The 1,071-nt window shown below is 72.9% G+C and carries 1 protein-coding gene; it reads left to right on the top strand.

Annotated features, from left to right (window positions below; genetic code table 11):
- Nucleotides 1-80: 80 nt before the first annotated feature.
- Nucleotides 81-530, top strand: a complete 450-nt coding sequence (locus PUR61_RS08015) for an ATP-binding protein (RefSeq protein WP_329877177.1) — start codon at nucleotides 81-83, stop codon at nucleotides 528-530.
- Nucleotides 531-1,071: the final 541 nt, after the last annotated feature.

The raw sequence follows: 1,071 nt of genomic DNA on the forward strand, positions 1-1,071 counted from the left end.
ACCTGAGGCGTTCCCTCGGTCGCCGTGCGGGCGCCGCCCGGGCCGGGTGTGCACCGTCCCCCACAAGCCGAGGAGCCACCATGCCTCGCGCCGTCACCACCACGCCCGGCATCCTCCCCGCGGAAGCGGCCCCCCGCTCGACCCACTGCGAACTCACCGCCGACACCCGCTCCCCGGGCCTGCTGCGGAACTGGGTGACCGCCCTGCTGGCCGGCTGGCAGCTGCCCCACCTGATCGACGACCTCACCCTGATCGCCACCGAACTCGCCACCAACGCCCTGCGCCACGGCGCCGCCCCCGCTCGCGTCGGCCTGGCCCTGTGCGAACCCGAGGCCGGCCACCGGGTCGTGCGCCTGGAGATCGAGGACTCCGGCCCCGGCTTCGACCCCGAGGACCACACCTCCGACCCCGGCGACACCTCCGAGAACTGCGACGGACGCGGCCTCCTCCTGGTCGCCGCCCTGGCCGGCACCTGGGGCGCCATGCGGACCAGCAACGGCCAACTCGTCTGGGCCGAACTGCCCGCCTGACGACCACCGCGGCGGGCCAACAATGACTGGCAGCGCACCCCCGGCCCAACCTGCGACAGGAGGAGGCTGCCCGGGAACCGGAAAATCCGAGATGGTCCCCTTGCGGCAATTTAGTATATCAGATACGTTCTCCTCGTCTCCGAAGCCCAACGGGGGAGACATCCCACCCCGCGCCTGCCGTCCACCGTCACGCGCGCCACCTTGACCCCCGAGGCGCGGCCTCCACAGTCGGCTTCGAAGACGCGGTCACCACACCGCCACCACTGGTGGCATCGCACCGACGAGCCAGGCGGACAGTGAGCCCGCCTGCGAGAGCATCCCGCTCACCCCGACGGGCCTTGATAGCTCTTTTCCCTTCCCGGCGCCAACCTCGCCCCGCACGGGCGGCGCCGGCCACCTCCACCCCCACCTCCCGGAGGCGAGAAATGTCCACCCCCGAGCCGCGCCCGATCAGCCGCAGATCCATCCTGCGCGGCGCCGCCATCGCCGGCGCCGGCGCCGCGATGGCGCCGCTGATCACCCTCGCGAGCGCCACCTCGGC

This window comes from Streptomyces sp. BE20 (assembly GCF_036322525.1).
Taxonomy (GTDB): Bacteria; Actinomycetota; Actinomycetes; order Streptomycetales; family Streptomycetaceae; genus Kitasatospora.

Coding starts and splice junctions, on each gene's coding strand:
- PUR61_RS08015 (WP_329877177.1), top strand. CDS start 81: ATGCCTCGCGCCGTCACCACCACGCCCGGCATCCTCCCCGCGGAAGCG.